Raw genomic sequence first — 15926 nt, forward strand, 5'->3', positions numbered from 1 at the left:
TTTGTTTCGTTACTTACATACTTGGTTGTTTTGTTCAGTTTTCAAGGATCGAATTTATTGCCTGTCAACTTACGTCGACAATACAAGAATTATAGCATTTCCTCCATCAAACTGTCAATGTTTAATATTGGGAAGTTGTTAGTTGTTAATCGCTGTTTTTTTAGCAGCAAAATATATATTACAGCCATTCTATTAAAATGTCAATAACCTTTTAGAGTTTTTTTCTGATTCCATTAAAAGATGACTTCACCATTCCAATCCAACATTCCACCTGCAAGATTAGCAACCTTATAGCCACGTTCTTCTAAATAAGTTGCAGCTCGCATACTTCTAGCACCAGAACGGCAAACAAGAACATAATGTTTTTCTTTGCTTAGTTCCCCCATATTATTAGGGATTTCCTGTAATGGAATATGCTTAGCATTTTCAATCATACCTTGTGCTACTTCTTCGTCTTCTCTAACATCTATAATTTCAATGCTATTTTCTTTACCTAATAAACTTTGTAGTTCTTCAGAAGTGAATTCTTGAATATGTTCCATTTTTATCAGCCTTTCATTTTCAAACATTGTATAACTTTATCATACTAATTTAGCGTATACGTTGCAAACATGTGACACATTATATACCTATATTTAATCAAAATTAACTCTAGACAGGAGAATAAAAAATGAAGTATACCAATATTATCGCTTTTTTTCTATTTCTCACATTATTATTCCCAATTTCCCTTCAGGCAACTGTTAAGTCGAAAGCCCCAAACCCCATAACTATTCATACCTATAAGGAGGATGTTACTGGTGATGGTCAAACAGACACCATCCTTTTAAAAGCCATTCCATTTAGTAACGATTCCGCCTATTACCAAAAAATCTGGGCAGTAATTAATGATTCACACTCGAAAGAATGGAAGATACAATACGAGGGAGGTTATGAACCAACCCTCCAGTTCTATGATTTAAATCACGACAAAATAACGGATATTTATTTTCAAAGTCCTACTGGTGGTAGCGGTGGCTTATATAGTTACCAACTTAACACATTAAAAAATGGTGATCTTAAAGAAATCCCACTACCAGTGCAACGTTACGTTAAAGGAAAGTTTATGGAGAACTTTAAAGCAATTTTATCTCTTACACCTAGAAGTAAGGGAATATATATCAATGTGAAAGATCGTTCAGATGATTATATACGCCTTGGTCTATATAATAAAAATGGTGAGTTACTAAAACCCACTGCCTTGATGATTGATCCAATAGCATTTTATGAGCCGGTATTAATCAGCAAAAGTAAGGGTTATGGATTAAAAAGCTATCAACAAATAAGTGGTGCGTATCATGCTGATCAATTAGGTACAATAGAAACACTTTGGTATTACGAAAAAGGAAAATGGATTATTTTAACTACAGAATGGGTGCCTTCGGGTCAATAGTTGGCTATAAACCCATCATACGTTAACGTCCTTTTGATCTTCTCTACTTTTCCAACCGCAACATTCTTACCCTGAACACAACTTTGTTTTAGAAAACAAAAAAGGGACCTCATTTCACAACAGAGGTCCCTTACAATTTTAATTTGCTACAACATTAACCAATTTTCCTGGAACTACGATTACCTTTCGTATCGTTTTCCCTTCTAACCATTCCCGCATTTTATCATCTTCCAGTGCTACTTTTTCAAGGTCTTCTTTAGATATGTCTCTTGCTACATTTATCTTAGACCTAACCTTACCCATTACTTGAAGCGCAACTTCTACTTCATCCTCTACCAGCTTAGATTCATCGTAACTAGGCCACGGCTGATAGCTAATAGTTTCCCGATGTCCAAGTCGATTCCATAATTCTTCCGTTACATGTGGAGCTACTGGTGAAAGCAATTTAACAAATCCCTCTATATAACCCTTTGGAATCTGGTTTGCTTTATATCCTTCATTAATAAATACCATCATTTGAGAAATACCTGTATTAAAATGTAGGTTTTCAAAGTCTTCTGTTACCTTTTTAACGGTTTGATGATAGACCTTATCAAGTGATGAATCTTGAATTCCCTCTGTTATCTTTTCAGATGGTGAACCATCTTCATTAATCATCATGCGCCATACACGATCAAGGAATCTTCTCGCTCCTTCTAAACCATTTGTTGACCAAGCAATTGCGGCATCGAGAGGTCCCATGAACATCTCATATAGACGCAATGTATCTGCACCATGTGAAGCAACAATATCATCGGGGTTAACAACATTTCCTTTTGATTTACTCATTTTTTCATTACCATCGCCAAGGATCATTCCTTGATTATAAAGTCTCATGAACGGCTCTTTTGTTGGAACAACACCAATATCATACAAAAACTTATGCCAAAAACGTGCATATAATAGATGAAGTACAGCATGTTCAGCCCCACCAATATACGTATCCACTGGCAACCATTCTTTTAATGCCTCTGGATCTGCAAGCTTTTCAGAGTTACCTGGATCAATGAAGCGCAGGAAATACCAACAGCTGCCTGCCCATTGAGGCATTGTATTTGTTTCCCTTCGTCCCTTAAGTCCTGTTTTAGGGTCAACTACATGCACCCAGTCACTGTTTGCAAGTGGTGATTCCCCAGTTCCAGATGGTTTTATTTCCGTTAATTTCGGTAGCTCTAATGGAAGATTTTCTTCAGGTACGGCTGTCATCGAACCATCTTCCCAATGAATAATTGGAATTGGCTCACCCCAATAACGCTGTCTTGAGAATAGCCAATCACGTAGACGATAGGTGGTTTTTTTCGCGCCACTACCATTGTTATCTAACCAATCAATCATTTTTGTTATGGAAGTTTCTTTGTCCATTCCGTTCAGAAACACTGAATTCACGTGGTCTCCATCACCTGTGTAGGCTTCATTAGATATATCTCCACCTTCGACAACCTCCACTATTGGTAATTCGAATTTAGAAGCAAACTCATAGTCACGCTCATCATGTGCAGGAACAGCCATGATAGCTCCAGTTCCGTAAGTCATTAGAACGTAATCGGCTACCCAAATTGGCATTTTTTCATTATTAGCTGGGTTAATGGCATATGCTCCTGTGAAAACACCTGTTTTGTTTTTCGCTAAGTCTGTCCGCTCAAGATCTGATTTCGTTTCAACTTCATTCAGATAAGCTTCAACTGCATCCTTTTGGTCAGCTTGAACGATAGTTTTCACAAGTGGGTGTTCAGGTGCTAGAACAGCATAGGTTGCACCAAAAAGTGTATCTGGTCTCGTTGTAAAAACGGTAAATGTTTCATTACTTCCCCCAATGTCAAACGTTACTTCGGCTCCTTCAGAACGACCAATCCAGTTACGTTGCATATCTTTAATACTTTCTGGCCAATCAAGATCCTCTAGATCCTCCATTAGTCGATCAGCATAGGCGGTGATCTTCAACATCCATTGTTTCATTGGCTTTCGAACTACTGGGTGTCCGCCCCGCTCACTTTTTCCGTCAATAACTTCCTCATTTGCAAGTACGGTTCCAAGTGCTGGACACCAATTAACCGCTACTTCATCAACATAAGCAAGCCCTTTTTCATATAGCTTTGTAAAAATCCATTGTGTCCACTTATAATAATTCGGATCTGTTGTATTAATTTCGCGATCCCAGTCGTAAGAGAAGCCAAGTTCTTGAATCTGACGCTTAAACGTTTCGATATTTTTCAAAGTAAATGCAGCAGGACTGTTCCCTGTGTCTAGTGCATATTGTTCTGCTGGCAATCCAAATGCGTCCCACCCAATCGGGTGCAATACCTCGTATCCCTGCATGCGCTTCATTCTAGAAAAAATATCTGTAGCTGTATACCCCTCTGGATGCCCAACATGAAGTCCTGCACCAGATGGATACGGAAACATATCTAGTGCATAAACCTTCTTTTTTTCAGAATAGGTGTTGGTCTTAAACGTTTTGTTTTCTTGCCAATACGTCTGCCATTTTTTTTCAATCATTTGATGATCAAAGCTCATTTTTCTTCCTCCTTCATTTATGAAAACAAAAAAAGCCACTCATCCCTATAAAGGGACGAGAAGCTGTTATCTCCCGCGGTACCACCCAAATTAACGTAAATCGCACGTTCTCTTTGTATCCATAACGTGGATTCACGGCAAGAATTACTATGGTTCACTCTTGCAACATTAAAGGTGAGTTCATAAATATTCAGGAACAGTTTTCACCAACCACTGTCTCGCTACGCCTGAAGAATTTATTACTGATCCTTCGCATCGTTATTATAATATGTATATTGAATTTTAATGAATTGGTGTTCCATTGTCAAGCCTATAATCTGTTTCTTTCTATTATAATTCCATTCATGCTAAAATTATATACATTAAAGGTAGTTAGGGTGTATGCGCATGATGAAAGGAATCCTTCAATTTTCCCATCATTTAATAGAAGAAGCAGTAGAAAAAGGCGATACGGTTATTGATGCTACATGCGGGAATGGTCATGATACTGTTTTTTTGAGTAAAGCAGTTGGTGAGAGCGGTCATGTATACGGTTTTGATATACAAGAACAAGCAATTCTAAACACTAGGGAAATGCTTATCTCGCAAAAGATTAACAATGCAACCATTATTAAAGATAGTCACAGCAATGCAATCCATCATTTGTCCGTTGATCAATTGACATCACTTGGTGGGGCCATATTTAATCTTGGTTACCTTCCAGGAAGTGATAAAGGTATTGTTACCAAAAGTGAAACAACTATCCTTGCAATAGAAGGGATTTTAACTCACCTAAAAGAAAATGGAATAGTTGTTTTGGTCGTTTATCATGGGCATGAGGGCGGCAATGCAGAAAAGCGAAATATTATGGAATACGCGCATCAGTTAGACCAAAAGCTATATAGTGTTTTATATTATGGATTTATCAACCAAAAAAATACCCCACCATTTATTATTGCGATTGAAAAGAAAACCAGATAATAGTTAATCCGTCCTACTGCTTAAGAAGAGCAGTAGGACTTTTTGTTTATCGATTTTTGTCGTATTCCGTCGTAATACACGCATTAAGCTTGAATAGTCTGAAACTCGTTTTAATATTTTGATTTTTCTTGACATGTACGACACCCTTTTATAGAATACACATATGATAACGTTTTCTAAATCAAACAAGGGGGCAATTCAATGAAGAAGATTTGTTTATTTAGTCTTTTATTCGCTTTAATGGTTTTATTAGCAGCATGTGGGTCTAGTGACTCAGATGAAGGTAATGCATCCGGCGGTGATGAAGATGGAAAAATATATAAAGTAGGTATCGATACGACTTATCCACCATTTGAATTTCAAGAAGGTGACGAATACAAAGGAATTGACGTTGATTTGATAAGAGCAATTGCCGAAGATCAAGGCTTTGAAATAGAACTCACGCCAATGGATTTCAGTGGCATTATTCCAGCAATGCAGGCTGGGGAACTGGACATTGCAATTGCTGGCATGAGTATTACGGAAGACCGAAAGGAAATTGTTGATTTCTCTGAGCCATACTTTGAAGCAGGTTTGTCTTTAGTTGTTGCAGAGGGTAACACTGAGATTACTAGTTTAGAAGATTTAGAAGGAAAAACTGTAGCCGTTAAAAAAGGAACAACTGGAGCAAACTTTGCAGAAGAAAATAAAGATGAATATGGATATGAAATTGTTCAGGTAAACGATAGTACATCCATGTTCCAAGAGGTTGCAAATGGAACTGCTGATGCACTTATTGAAGATTATCCAGTAATCTCTTATGCGATCGCTCAAAGTGACCTTAAGTTGCAACTCGTTGGAGATCGCTTAAATGGTGACAATTATGGGATAGCTGTACTTAAAGGTGAAAATGATGAACTTCTCCAAAAGATAAATGATGGATTAGCAGCACTAAAAGAAAGTGGCAAGTATGATGAAATCTTAAATACGTATCTTGGAGAACAATAAAAATTTTATAAGGGCGCGCTTTTAAAGCGCGTCCATTTTAATGAAGGGGGATGGACAAATGGATATTATTATTGACTCTCTACCATATCTATGGGAAGGATTAAAAATAACTATCTACATATTTTTAGTAGCAATTATTATAGGTTTTATTATTGGTTTAATCATGGCACTAATGCGCTTGTCTCCTTGGAAAATTCTTAACTTTATTGCTAAAATATTTATCGATGCAATCCGTGGGACACCTATATTAGTACAATTATTCTTTTTCTATTATGGTCTTAACTCACTTGAATTCATTTCGATGGATCGTACAACTGCAGGTATTATTACCGTAGCAATAAATGCCGGTGCATATTTTGCAGAAATTATCCGTGCTGGTATTCAGTCAATGGACAAAGGGCAAACAGAAGCTGCCCGTTCACTAGGATTAACAAGTACACAGAACATGCGTCATATTATACTACCTCAAGCGTTCAGACGGATGCTTCCAACGTTCACAAACCAAGGAATAATCAGCTTAAAGGATACTTCCCTACTCTCAGTAATTGGAATTGCTGATTTAACACAAAAAGGGCAGGTGGTAATCGCTCGAACATTTGAAGCCTTCAATATATGGCTGGCAGTTGGGGTCATGTATTTCATCATTATTTATCTATTATCCTTACTCTCTAGCTTTCTTGAAAGGAGATTTGAACTACGATGACAATGATTGATGTAAAAAACCTAAAGAAATCCTTTGGAAAGCTTGAAGTGTTGAAAGATATTAGTGTTTCCATTGAAGAACAAGAAGTTGTTTGCGTTATCGGGGCGTCTGGATCTGGTAAAAGCACCTTTCTTCGTTGTTTAAATCGACTCGAGGATATTACTGGTGGGCATGTAATTGTTGATGGTCAAGATATTACAGACAAAAGTGTTAATATCAATACGGTTCGTCAAGAAGTTGGAATGGTGTTTCAACAGTTTAATCTATTCCCACATAAAACGGTGTTGGAAAATATTATTCTTGCGCCAATGAAAACACGCGGAACTTCAAAAGAAGAAGCGACTAAAAAAGCTGAAGAATTATTGACCAAAGTTGGTTTAAATGACAAGGCTGACAGCTACCCTGGTTCTTTATCAGGTGGACAAAAACAACGTGTCGCAATTGCACGTGCCCTAGCGATGGATCCTAAGATCATGTTGTTTGATGAACCAACATCAGCACTTGACCCTGAGATGGTTGGAGACGTACTAGAGGTTATGAAACAACTAGCCATTGAAGGGATGACAATGGTTGTCGTGACACATGAAATGGGATTCGCACGCGAAGTTGGAGATCGCGTTTTATATATTGATGAAGGATTCATTGTTGAACAAAATGTTCCAGAAGAGCTATTCAGTAACCCACAACATGAGCGTACACAAGCATTTTTGAGTAAGGTTTTATAGTTTAGTCTACAAAACAACCTGATTTGATCATCAATTGATCGGTTCAGGTTGTTTTTCACTTTCCGGTAAGTTTGTAATAAAGCCTTGTATTCCAGTGGAAAAACTTTGCTTGTCCTCCACTAGTATCAAGTAATACTTTCCTCATATTAGTTCCACCGTTCAAATCACTTACTTTTCTATCACCTAAATATAACCCTACTAAGCCGTGTTGAACCATTTCATGAAAACGTCGATCAGGCAAACGCTGCACATGACTATGTGTTTTTTCAATAAAAGCTTGCAATCGTTTTTCTAGCTCTAATTGACTTTCATAATACGCACAAAAGTTTAAATCTGCTTCCATTTTATCTTCTTTTTGATCAATATAATAATCTAACAAAATATGTAGACCTTGCATATATGGAAAATAGCCATGATAGATAGCTGACGCCATTTCAGGTGACATTTTTCCACCAAGTGCATACGAAACTAAACAAAAAATGCCCAATGTTGAGCCTGCTGCTGCTGAAAATTCATACCACCTTAATTGTGGTAAGTCTTCCTTGTTTTCGTCAAACCAGGAAGTCAGCCGCGGTATTCTTTCACCATGGTTCACATGTTTATGAACCTGTAAGTCTCCATACAGGCTGCAAAGTTTCACTAACAACTTCTTAATAGTTTCATACCCTTCCCTATTAGATAATGTCTCTTGACATGTCTGAACTAAATCGTTTAAATATCCACCATCATCCTGATCATCACGCAATTCATAATAATTCTTAACCGGAACTTGCGGTGATAACGCGTCGAGCATCGATTGATGTAACATTCGAAAATCAGATGGATCAAGAGATGTACTCCGATCACAAAGGTTATCTAAATAATCACTAATCGTTTGGTAAGCTACAATGAATTGTATAGCCTCTTTCCAATTCTCCTTTGCGAGAATAGCATATACTCCCCCGCCCTGACAATGAAAGCGTTTGGAAGAAATGCTTGCAAGTGCTTGATTACGTAATTCTTTGTTCGGAATTTTCTCCGCACGGCTTTTCCAATACCCCAATTCTGTACGAACCCGCGGGAAAATTTTCAAATATACCTTACTCATTAATGAAAGCGACGATTTCGGCACACGATACGACAAGTCACTTCCTCCTTTCACTTTTAATTTTTTGTTATACTACTTATACACCATACTTTTAGGAGGATACAAATGATACACCACTATAAAAATATAGCACCTACTATTCATGATTCTGCTTTTATCGCAAATGATGCAGTAATTACTGGGGATGTTACAATTGGCGAAGAATCAAGTATTTGGTTTAAAACGGTGATTCGGGGCGATGTAGCGCCAACTAGAATCGGAAAAAGAGTAAGTATACAGGATTTATCAATGGTTCACCAAAGCCCAGACAATCCTGTTATTGTAGAAGACGACGTGACAATCGGGCATCAGGTCACACTCCATTCGGGAATCATACGTAATAATGCACTAATCGGAATGGGGTCGCTTATTTTAGATGGGGCTGAAATTGGTGAACATGCATTCCTAGGGGCAGGTAGTCTTGTGCCACCAGGCAAAAAAATTCCGCCTCGCACACTAGCATTAGGTAGACCAGCAAAGGTAGTACGCACGCTTACAGATGAAGACTATCAAGAAATGGAACGCGTTAGAAAAACGTATGTGGAAAAAGGACAATATTATAAACATAATACATCTTTGTAAAATAAAAAGCGCTAGTAACTCAGAGGTGAGATTTGGATGAATAAAATTATATTATTTGATGGAGAGTGCAACTTATGTAACTGGAGCGTTCAATTTATTATCAAAAGAGATCCAAAAGGTCATTATAAATTTGCCTCGTTACAAAGTAAGGTTGGTAAAATGATTGTAGAGAAACAGCACATCCCAAATGATATTGATAGTTTCATACTAGTAGATAATCGTAAATGTTATTATAAGTCAACAGCTGCACTTCAAGTATGCAGGAAGTTAAAAGGAACTTGGAAAATGGCTTACTTCTTTATTATTATTCCAAAACCCATAAGAGACTTTTTTTATGGAGTGCTTGCTAAGAACAGATATAAATGGTTTGGAAAAAAGGATAGGTGTATGATCCCTTCTCCTGAAATGCGAAATAGATTTGTACAAGAGGAATCAGATTTGTAAAAGGTAAAAATAAAACGTCACGACACCAAAATTGGAAAGTCGTGACGTTTATGTTTACTATTTAGTTGTAAGAGCTTTTAATTCCTCTACTTTATCTGTCTTTTCCCAAGGGAATAAGATATCTGTTCGACCAAAATGTCCATACGCTGATGTACTTCGGAAGATAGGCTTTTGTAAATCAAGCATCCGTATTATGCCTGCTGGTCTTAGATCAAATAACTTCCTTACTGCTTGAACCAAGTCCTCTTCATTTACTTTTCCAGTTCCAAATGTATTGATAGCAATAGATACTGGTTCCGCTACCCCAATTGCATACGCTAATTGTACTTCACACGTTTTAGCTAGATCAGCAGCTACAATGTTTTTTGCTACATATCTCGCCGCATATGCCGCCGAGCGATCCACTTTCGTAGAATCTTTCCCACTAAATGCTCCTCCACCATGGCGAGCATATCCACCATACGTGTCAACGATAATTTTACGGCCAGTAAGTCCCGCATCACCTTGTGGTCCACCAATTACGAATCGACCTGTAGGATTAATAAAGTATTTTGTTGTTTCATCTAATAGTTGCTCTGGTACAACAGGACGAATTACATGTTCAATTAAATCTTTTTCAATTTGTTCGGTAGTGATATCTTGATGATGTTGGGTTGAAATAACAATAGTATCTACTTTTACAGGATTATCATTTTCATCATACTCCACAGTTACCTGTGTTTTACCATCTGGACGCAGATAATCCAGCGTCTTATCTTTCCGAACATCTGCTAGTCTTTTCGCTAGTTTGTGCGCTAACGAAATGGCAAGAGGCATCAATTCCTTCGTCTCATCACAAGCGTAGCCAAACATTAATCCTTGATCCCCAGCACCGATTGCAGCGATTTCATCATCAGTCATTTTACCTTGACGTGCTTCAAGTGCAGTGTTTACCCCTCCTGCAATATCAGCTGACTGCTCATCAATTGCAGTTAGAACAGCACAGGTATCAGCATCAAAACCATATTTTGCACGGGTGTAGCCAATATCCTTAATCGTTTGTCTCACGATTGCTGGAATATCTACATACGTATTGGTAGAAATTTCACCAGAAACTAATACTAACCCGGTTGTTACAGTTGTTTCACACGCAACACGTGCAAGTGGATCTTTTTTTAAAATTTCATCTAAAATGGAATCTGATATCTGGTCACATATTTTATCAGGATGCCCTTCAGTAACAGATTCAGATGTGAATAAACGACGATTTGCAGCCATATGGCTAAATCCTCCCCTTATAATGAGTTACGGATCTCTGTCTTTCCAGTATGAAAACAAAAGCGGAAGCGCTTGGTCAGTGGCGTATGGACTGATTGACCTGTGCAAGATTAGATGAACTTGACTTATCGCCCGTAATGGGGAAAGTCAAAAATGAATCTTTTGCTGTGATGAAGTGAAGATGAAGTCCACTAGCCGCTAAGCGCTGTAGCTGGATATGGCTACTATTATAATTACTGTAACCAAGGTTCAGTATATTTAAATTCCTAAAACAAAAAAAGCCCTTCCTGTATTCATGAGGAAAGGTGTTGTGGCCATTTCCTCTTATTGTTCAAGGAGTGATCCTTGCATCAGGTTAGCACCTTTTCACAAAAGTGATGGTTGCTGGGTTTCATAGGGTCTGTCCCTCCGCCAACTCTGAATAAGAGAGTATCCGTTCGAGATTAATCGTACCGAAATCAATTAATGATGTCAACTTTTTTTAACTTAATACGAAATTTTTCTTATGCGTTTGCATATAAAATAATAGATTAGTATGGATTAATTTTATAAATGTGTTATACTAATAAACAGATTTACAAACATATATAAATAAAACTTATTTTTTAAAAACAAAATCCATCCAAAAAGGTAGGTATCATACATGAAATCGGTGGAACAATCATCATTACTAGAAGAATTAATTTCCCATAAGAAGGTACAAAAAAACTTATCTGTGTCTCGTTTAGTTGAAAGAATACTGGATCGAAATGAAGGTACATTAATGTCATCCGGTGCCATTCAAGCAACTACCGGTAAGTATACCGGCCGTTCCCCTGATGATAAATTTATCGTTCGCGATGAAACGTGTGAAAACTTTATTGAATGGGGATCAGTGAACCAACCAATTGACGAAAAGTCATTTGAAAACCTATATACAAAAGTAATGAATTATTTAAAAGAAAAAAATGAATTATTCCAATTTAGAGGTTTTGCAGGTGCTGACAAAAAATACCGTTTACCAATTCAAGTCATCAATGAATATGCATGGCATAACCTATTCGCTAGACAATTGTTCATTACACCAGATGATGAAGAATTACAATCACATGACCCAGGATTTACTATTGTTTCTGCACCTACGTACAAGGCGGATCCCGCAGTTGACGGAACGAATTCAGAAACGTTTATTCTTGTTTCCTTTAAAAAACGCATTATTCTAATTGGTGGAACTGAGTACGCTGGAGAAATTAAGAAATCCATTTTCTCTGTTATGAATTACCTTTTACCACAACGTGAAGTGTTATCCATGCACTGCTCTGCAAATGTAGGGCAAGAAGGAGACGTTGCTTTATTCTTTGGCCTGTCTGGAACAGGTAAAACAACACTTTCAGCTGATCCATATCGTCGTTTGATTGGTGATGATGAGCATGGCTGGAGTCCAAACGGTGTATTCAATATTGAGGGTGGCTGTTATGCAAAGTGTATTAACCTGTCACAAGAAAAAGAACCACAGATCTTTGATGCTATCCGATTTGGTTCAGTGTTAGAAAATGTTAGATTTGATGAAAATACACGTATTCCAGATTATGATGATACATCGTTAACTGAAAATACCCGCGCAGCATATCCATTAGAAAATATTGATAATATTGTAACACCTAGCGTTGCTGGTCACCCAAATACCATCATCTTTTTAACAGCTGATGCATCTGGAACGTTACCACCGATCAGTAAATTAACAAAAGAGCAAGCAATGTATCACTTCTTAAGTGGATATACAAGCAAGTTAGCCGGAACAGAACGTGGAGTTACAGAACCACAAGCAACATTTTCTGCATGTTTTGGTTCACCATTCTTGCCACTTGCACCATCAACCTATGCAAAAATGTTAGGTGAGAAAATAGATCAATTTAACTCAAATGTTTTCTTAGTAAACACTGGTTGGACCGGTGGATCATACGGCGTCGGAAATCGCATGAAGCTTTCTTATACTCGCGCTATGATTCATGCAGCACTTGAAGGTGAACTAAACACGGTCGAAACAACAAAGAATGATATCTTTGGATTGGAAACCCCTATGCATGTCCCAGGAGTTCCTGATGAAGTTTTAGTTCCAAAGAAAACGTGGGAAGATAAAGAAGCTTACGATACAGAAGCGAAAAAGCTTGCAGTGAAGTTCCATGAAAACTTTAAGAAATTCACACAAGCCAGTGATGAAATTAGTAACGCTGGTCCATTATATAGAGGTTAATACTCACAAAAAAACCGGTCTTTACACAAAGGCCGGTTTTTTTGTGTTCTAAAACTGTCTAGCACTTGGACAGTAAAGAACTATAATCGCTAGTATTCTGTCTGTCCCATTCTACAAACCACACTTTTTCCTAGTATAGGCAATCACACATTTACATGGATTTCATAAACTATTTAGACACTATTCTATTCGAAAGAAAGGACCTGAGCTTATGAAAAAAATAACCTTTACATTGCTTATTGGGTTAACAATTGTTCTTCTGACAGCATGTAATTCAAATGAAAAGTCCTCTATTAAATTAGCTGAAGTAACACGCTCTCTTTTTTATGCTCCTCAATATGTTGCTCTTGAGAAAGGCTTTTTTGAGGAAGAAGGATTGGAAGTTGAACTCCAAACAACTTGGGGTGGTGACAAAACAATGACTGCACTTCTTTCTGATGGTGCAGATATTGCACTTGTCGGTTCTGAAACGTCCATTTACGTGTATGGACAGAATGCAAATGATTATGCCATAAACTTCGCACAATTAACGCAAACAGATGGAACTTTTTTAGTTGCAAAAGAACCCCATCCAGATTTTAAATGGGAAGATCTAAAAGATAGTACATTCCTAGGGCAACGTAAAGGTGGAATGCCTCAAATGGTTGGGGAATTTGTGCTTAAGCAAAACGATATTGATCCCCATCAAGATCTTAACTTGTTGCAAAACATCGATTTTGCAAATATACCTGGAGCATTTGTCTCTGGCGACGCTGAGTACGTTCAATTATTTGAGCCAACAGCAAGTATTTTTGAAAAAGAAGGAAAGGGACATATTGTCGCTTCTTTCGGTGAAGAGTCAGGGCACGTACCTTACACCGTTTTCATGGCGAAACAAAGCTACCTGAATGAAAACGATGAGGAGATTAAAAAATTCACTGAAGCTGTTTATAAAGCACAGACATGGGTAGCCGAAAACAGTGCTGAAGAAATAGCGAAAGTTATACAGCCATATTTTAAAGAAACAGAGTTAGATATTCTTGCGTCATCGATTGAACGATATAAACAGCAAGGATCATTTGCAACAGACCCTATTCTAGATAAAGAAGAATGGAACAACCTAAAAGACATTATGGAAGAAGCTGGAGAGTTACCTGCGGATGTACCATATGAGGAATTAGTAAATACGAAATACGCAGAGGAAGTTATAAACTAAGGAGGGAAATAAATGTCGTTTCTAACCTTAGATAAATTGTCACACCATTATTTTTCAGAAAAAAGCTATACACAGGCATTAGACAATATCTCATTCTCCATTAACGAAGGAGAATTCATTTCACTACTCGGTCCCAGTGGTTGCGGGAAATCAACTATTCTTTCTATCATCGCTGGAATTGTTCCTCAAACTTCCGGTGAAGTTATATTAGAGGAAAAGCCGCTAAAAGAGACAAACTTATCTATTGGATATATGCTTCAACAGGATTACCTGTTCCCTTGGAAATCCATCATGCAAAATATATTAATCGGACCTAAATTAGGTGGATTGATCACAAGTGAAACAAAAGCTAGAGCACAAAACTTATTAGAAGAAGTCGGTATACCAAATGTGGCTGATGCTTATCCGCGTTCATTGTCGGGTGGGATGCGACAGCGCGCTGCATTAGTAAGAACACTTATTACTGATCCAAAAATATTATTGCTAGATGAACCATTTTCAGCACTGGATTACCAAACAAAGCTAAAGCTAGAGGATCTTGTTTTTCAATTATTGCAGGCATACAATAAGACTTCGATATTAGTTACTCATGACATTGGGGAAGCAATTGCCATGAGCGATCGAATCATTTTGATGTCTTCAAATCCTGGCAGTATCGCCAAAACCTTTGATGTACCTATTGAAATACGAACAATAACACCTTTTGAAGCACGTAAACATCCGAAATATCAAGTTTTATTTGATCGAATTTGGAAGGAGTTAGATAAACATGAAAAAGCCGATGCATAATATCCGTTCTTATCTAACCTTCCATTTTTTTACTACCAGTTATAAAGGTGTGACTGGATCATGAACAATAAATCAAGTGAGAAACTTCATGAACAATACAAAAAAAGGATTAAGCACGATAAGCGAAGTGTTTTTGCATGGCAACTCACTATACTTGCGCTATTTTTTGGTATATGGCAATTAGCAAGTTCCCTTTTATGGATCGATCCGTTACTTTTTAGTTCGCCTTCTAAAATTATTATACAAATTGTTGAGAAATTTGCAGACGGAAGCTTTTTTGTACATTTACAAGTAACTGTCATTGAAACTATTATTGGATTTGTACTCGGAACAGTATTAGGTGTAATACTTGCAACTTTTCTTTGGACGTCATCTAAATTTGCAAAGGTTACAGACCCCTACCTTGTCATCGCAAATGCAATGCCTAAGGTTGCTTTAGGACCAATCATTATAGTAGCTTTAGGCCCAGGTTATTTAGCAATTATTGCGATGGGAGCACTTATCTCTGTTGTGATAACGACTCTCGTTGTATACTCTGCATTTAGAGAAGTGGATCCGAACTATGTAAATGTATTAAAAAGCTTTGGTGCAACCCGTGCACAATGTTTTCGTGAAGCAGTTTTCCCAGCAACACTTCCAACCATTATCTCTACTTTAAAAGTAAACGTAGGACTTTCCTGGGTGGGTATAATTGTAGGTGAATTTTTAGTATCCAAGGAAGGCCTCGGTTATTTAATTATCTATGGATTCCAAGTATTTGATTTCACCTTAGTCATGTCTACCTTACTCCTAATTGCAGTCTGTGCTGCAATTATGTATAAAATGGTTGAGAAAATGGAGCACGTGCTTATGAAACATACCAAGTAATAGACAAAGGAAAATAACGAGGCTGGGACATAACTAGCCAAAAATAACTTAAAAATGGTTCCGATCATCGGTT

The 15926-nt window shown here is 37.4% G+C and carries 15 protein-coding genes, 1 riboswitch and 1 other annotated feature; of the genes, 11 read left to right on the forward strand and 4 right to left on the reverse strand.

Annotated features, from left to right (window positions below; translation table 11 throughout):
- Window positions 1–233: 233 nt before the first annotated feature.
- Entirely contained in the window at window positions 234–542 is a 309-nt protein-coding gene (locus AC3G7N_RS19455; protein ID WP_489423823.1) for a rhodanese-like domain-containing protein, read from the reverse strand.
- 128 nt (window positions 543–670) lie between these two features.
- On the opposite strand from AC3G7N_RS19455, the gene AC3G7N_RS19460 reads away from it, so the two are divergent.
- Window positions 671–1432, forward strand: coding sequence for a YybI family spore inner coat protein (locus tag AC3G7N_RS19460; protein ID WP_489423824.1), 762 nt, complete (start codon window positions 671–673; stop codon window positions 1430–1432).
- A gap of 138 nt (window positions 1433–1570) precedes the next feature.
- Here AC3G7N_RS19460 and leuS read toward each other — a convergent pair whose 3' ends face one another.
- Entirely contained in the window at window positions 1571–3985 is a 2415-nt protein-coding gene (gene leuS, locus AC3G7N_RS19465; protein ID WP_489423825.1) for a leucine--tRNA ligase, read from the reverse strand.
- 48 nt (window positions 3986–4033) lie between these two features.
- Window positions 4034–4250: a binding site (T-box leader), on the reverse strand.
- A 122-nt stretch (window positions 4251–4372) separates the two neighbouring features.
- On the opposite strand from leuS, the gene mnmM reads away from it, so the two are divergent.
- The 4 genes from mnmM (at window position 4373) to AC3G7N_RS19485 (ending at window position 7360) form a co-directional block, all read left to right on the forward strand.
- Window positions 4373–4945 (forward strand): tRNA 5-(aminomethyl)-2-thiouridylate-methyltransferase MnmM, encoded by a 573-nt coding sequence (mnmM, locus tag AC3G7N_RS19470; RefSeq protein ID WP_489423826.1) that lies wholly within the window; start codon window positions 4373–4375, stop codon window positions 4943–4945.
- A gap of 201 nt (window positions 4946–5146) precedes the next feature.
- A complete protein-coding gene (locus tag AC3G7N_RS19475) occupies window positions 5147–5932 on the forward strand; it encodes a transporter substrate-binding domain-containing protein (RefSeq protein ID WP_489423827.1) in 786 nt (261 codons plus the stop codon).
- A 58-nt stretch (window positions 5933–5990) separates the two neighbouring features.
- Window positions 5991–6635, forward strand: coding sequence for an amino acid ABC transporter permease (locus AC3G7N_RS19480; protein ID WP_489423828.1), 645 nt, complete (start codon window positions 5991–5993; stop codon window positions 6633–6635).
- On the forward strand, window positions 6632–7360 hold the full coding sequence (locus tag AC3G7N_RS19485; protein ID WP_489423829.1) for an amino acid ABC transporter ATP-binding protein: 729 nt from the start codon (window positions 6632–6634) through the stop codon (window positions 7358–7360). Before AC3G7N_RS19480 ends, AC3G7N_RS19485 begins: the two co-directional genes overlap by 4 nt.
- 55 nt (window positions 7361–7415) lie before the next feature.
- Here AC3G7N_RS19485 and AC3G7N_RS19490 read toward each other — a convergent pair whose 3' ends face one another.
- On the reverse strand, window positions 7416–8483 hold the full coding sequence (locus AC3G7N_RS19490; protein ID WP_489423830.1) for a tetraprenyl-beta-curcumene synthase family protein: 1068 nt from the start codon (window positions 8481–8483) through the stop codon (window positions 7416–7418).
- A 69-nt stretch (window positions 8484–8552) separates the two neighbouring features.
- Here AC3G7N_RS19490 and AC3G7N_RS19495 point away from each other — a divergent pair, with 69 nt between their 5' ends.
- Window positions 8553–9068 (forward strand): gamma carbonic anhydrase, encoded by a 516-nt coding sequence (locus tag AC3G7N_RS19495; RefSeq protein ID WP_489423831.1) that lies wholly within the window; start codon window positions 8553–8555, stop codon window positions 9066–9068.
- A gap of 36 nt (window positions 9069–9104) precedes the next feature.
- A complete protein-coding gene (locus AC3G7N_RS19500) occupies window positions 9105–9512 on the forward strand; it encodes a thiol-disulfide oxidoreductase DCC family protein (RefSeq protein ID WP_489423832.1) in 408 nt (135 codons plus the stop codon).
- A 57-nt stretch (window positions 9513–9569) separates the two neighbouring features.
- Here the strand turns inward: AC3G7N_RS19500 and metK are convergent, their stop codons facing one another.
- On the reverse strand, window positions 9570–10769 hold the full coding sequence (metK, locus tag AC3G7N_RS19505; RefSeq protein ID WP_489423833.1) for a methionine adenosyltransferase: 1200 nt from the start codon (window positions 10767–10769) through the stop codon (window positions 9570–9572).
- 321 nt (window positions 10770–11090) lie between these two features.
- A riboswitch (SAM riboswitch) is annotated at window positions 11091–11197 on the reverse strand.
- A gap of 215 nt (window positions 11198–11412) precedes the next feature.
- On the opposite strand from metK, the gene pckA reads away from it, so the two are divergent.
- From pckA to AC3G7N_RS19525, 4 genes are all read left to right on the forward strand, one after another.
- On the forward strand, window positions 11413–13002 hold the full coding sequence (gene pckA, locus AC3G7N_RS19510) for a phosphoenolpyruvate carboxykinase (ATP) (protein ID WP_489423834.1): 1590 nt from the start codon (window positions 11413–11415) through the stop codon (window positions 13000–13002).
- Window positions 13003–13213: 211 nt separating this feature from the next.
- On the forward strand, window positions 13214–14197 hold the full coding sequence (locus tag AC3G7N_RS19515) for an ABC transporter substrate-binding protein (RefSeq protein ID WP_489423835.1): 984 nt from the start codon (window positions 13214–13216) through the stop codon (window positions 14195–14197).
- Window positions 14198–14209: 12 nt separating this feature from the next.
- Window positions 14210–14986, forward strand: a complete 777-nt coding sequence (locus AC3G7N_RS19520) for an ABC transporter ATP-binding protein (protein WP_489423836.1) — start codon at window positions 14210–14212, stop codon at window positions 14984–14986.
- A gap of 60 nt (window positions 14987–15046) precedes the next feature.
- Window positions 15047–15853 (forward strand): ABC transporter permease, encoded by an 807-nt coding sequence (locus AC3G7N_RS19525; RefSeq protein ID WP_489423837.1) that lies wholly within the window; start codon window positions 15047–15049, stop codon window positions 15851–15853.
- Window positions 15854–15926 lie beyond the last annotated feature (73 nt).

This window comes from Virgibacillus carmonensis (assembly GCF_057836705.1).

Coding starts and splice junctions, on each gene's coding strand:
- AC3G7N_RS19500 (WP_489423832.1), top strand. CDS start 9,105: ATGAATAAAATTATATTATTTGATGGAGAGTGCAACTTATGTAACTGG.
- metK (WP_489423833.1), bottom strand. CDS start 10,769: ATGGCTGCAAATCGTCGTTTATTCACATCTGAATCTGTTACTGAAGGG.
- AC3G7N_RS19480 (WP_489423828.1), top strand. CDS start 5,991: ATGGATATTATTATTGACTCTCTACCATATCTATGGGAAGGATTAAAA.
- mnmM (WP_489423826.1), top strand. CDS start 4,373: ATGATGAAAGGAATCCTTCAATTTTCCCATCATTTAATAGAAGAAGCA.
- AC3G7N_RS19515 (WP_489423835.1), top strand. CDS start 13,214: ATGAAAAAAATAACCTTTACATTGCTTATTGGGTTAACAATTGTTCTT.
- AC3G7N_RS19455 (WP_489423823.1), bottom strand. CDS start 542: ATGGAACATATTCAAGAATTCACTTCTGAAGAACTACAAAGTTTATTA.
- AC3G7N_RS19520 (WP_489423836.1), top strand. CDS start 14,210: ATGTCGTTTCTAACCTTAGATAAATTGTCACACCATTATTTTTCAGAA.
- AC3G7N_RS19460 (WP_489423824.1), top strand. CDS start 671: ATGAAGTATACCAATATTATCGCTTTTTTTCTATTTCTCACATTATTA.
- leuS (WP_489423825.1), bottom strand. CDS start 3,985: ATGAGCTTTGATCATCAAATGATTGAAAAAAAATGGCAGACGTATTGG.
- AC3G7N_RS19495 (WP_489423831.1), top strand. CDS start 8,553: ATGATACACCACTATAAAAATATAGCACCTACTATTCATGATTCTGCT.
- AC3G7N_RS19475 (WP_489423827.1), top strand. CDS start 5,147: ATGAAGAAGATTTGTTTATTTAGTCTTTTATTCGCTTTAATGGTTTTA.
- pckA (WP_489423834.1), top strand. CDS start 11,413: ATGAAATCGGTGGAACAATCATCATTACTAGAAGAATTAATTTCCCAT.
- AC3G7N_RS19525 (WP_489423837.1), top strand. CDS start 15,047: ATGAACAATAAATCAAGTGAGAAACTTCATGAACAATACAAAAAAAGG.
- AC3G7N_RS19485 (WP_489423829.1), top strand. CDS start 6,632: ATGACAATGATTGATGTAAAAAACCTAAAGAAATCCTTTGGAAAGCTT.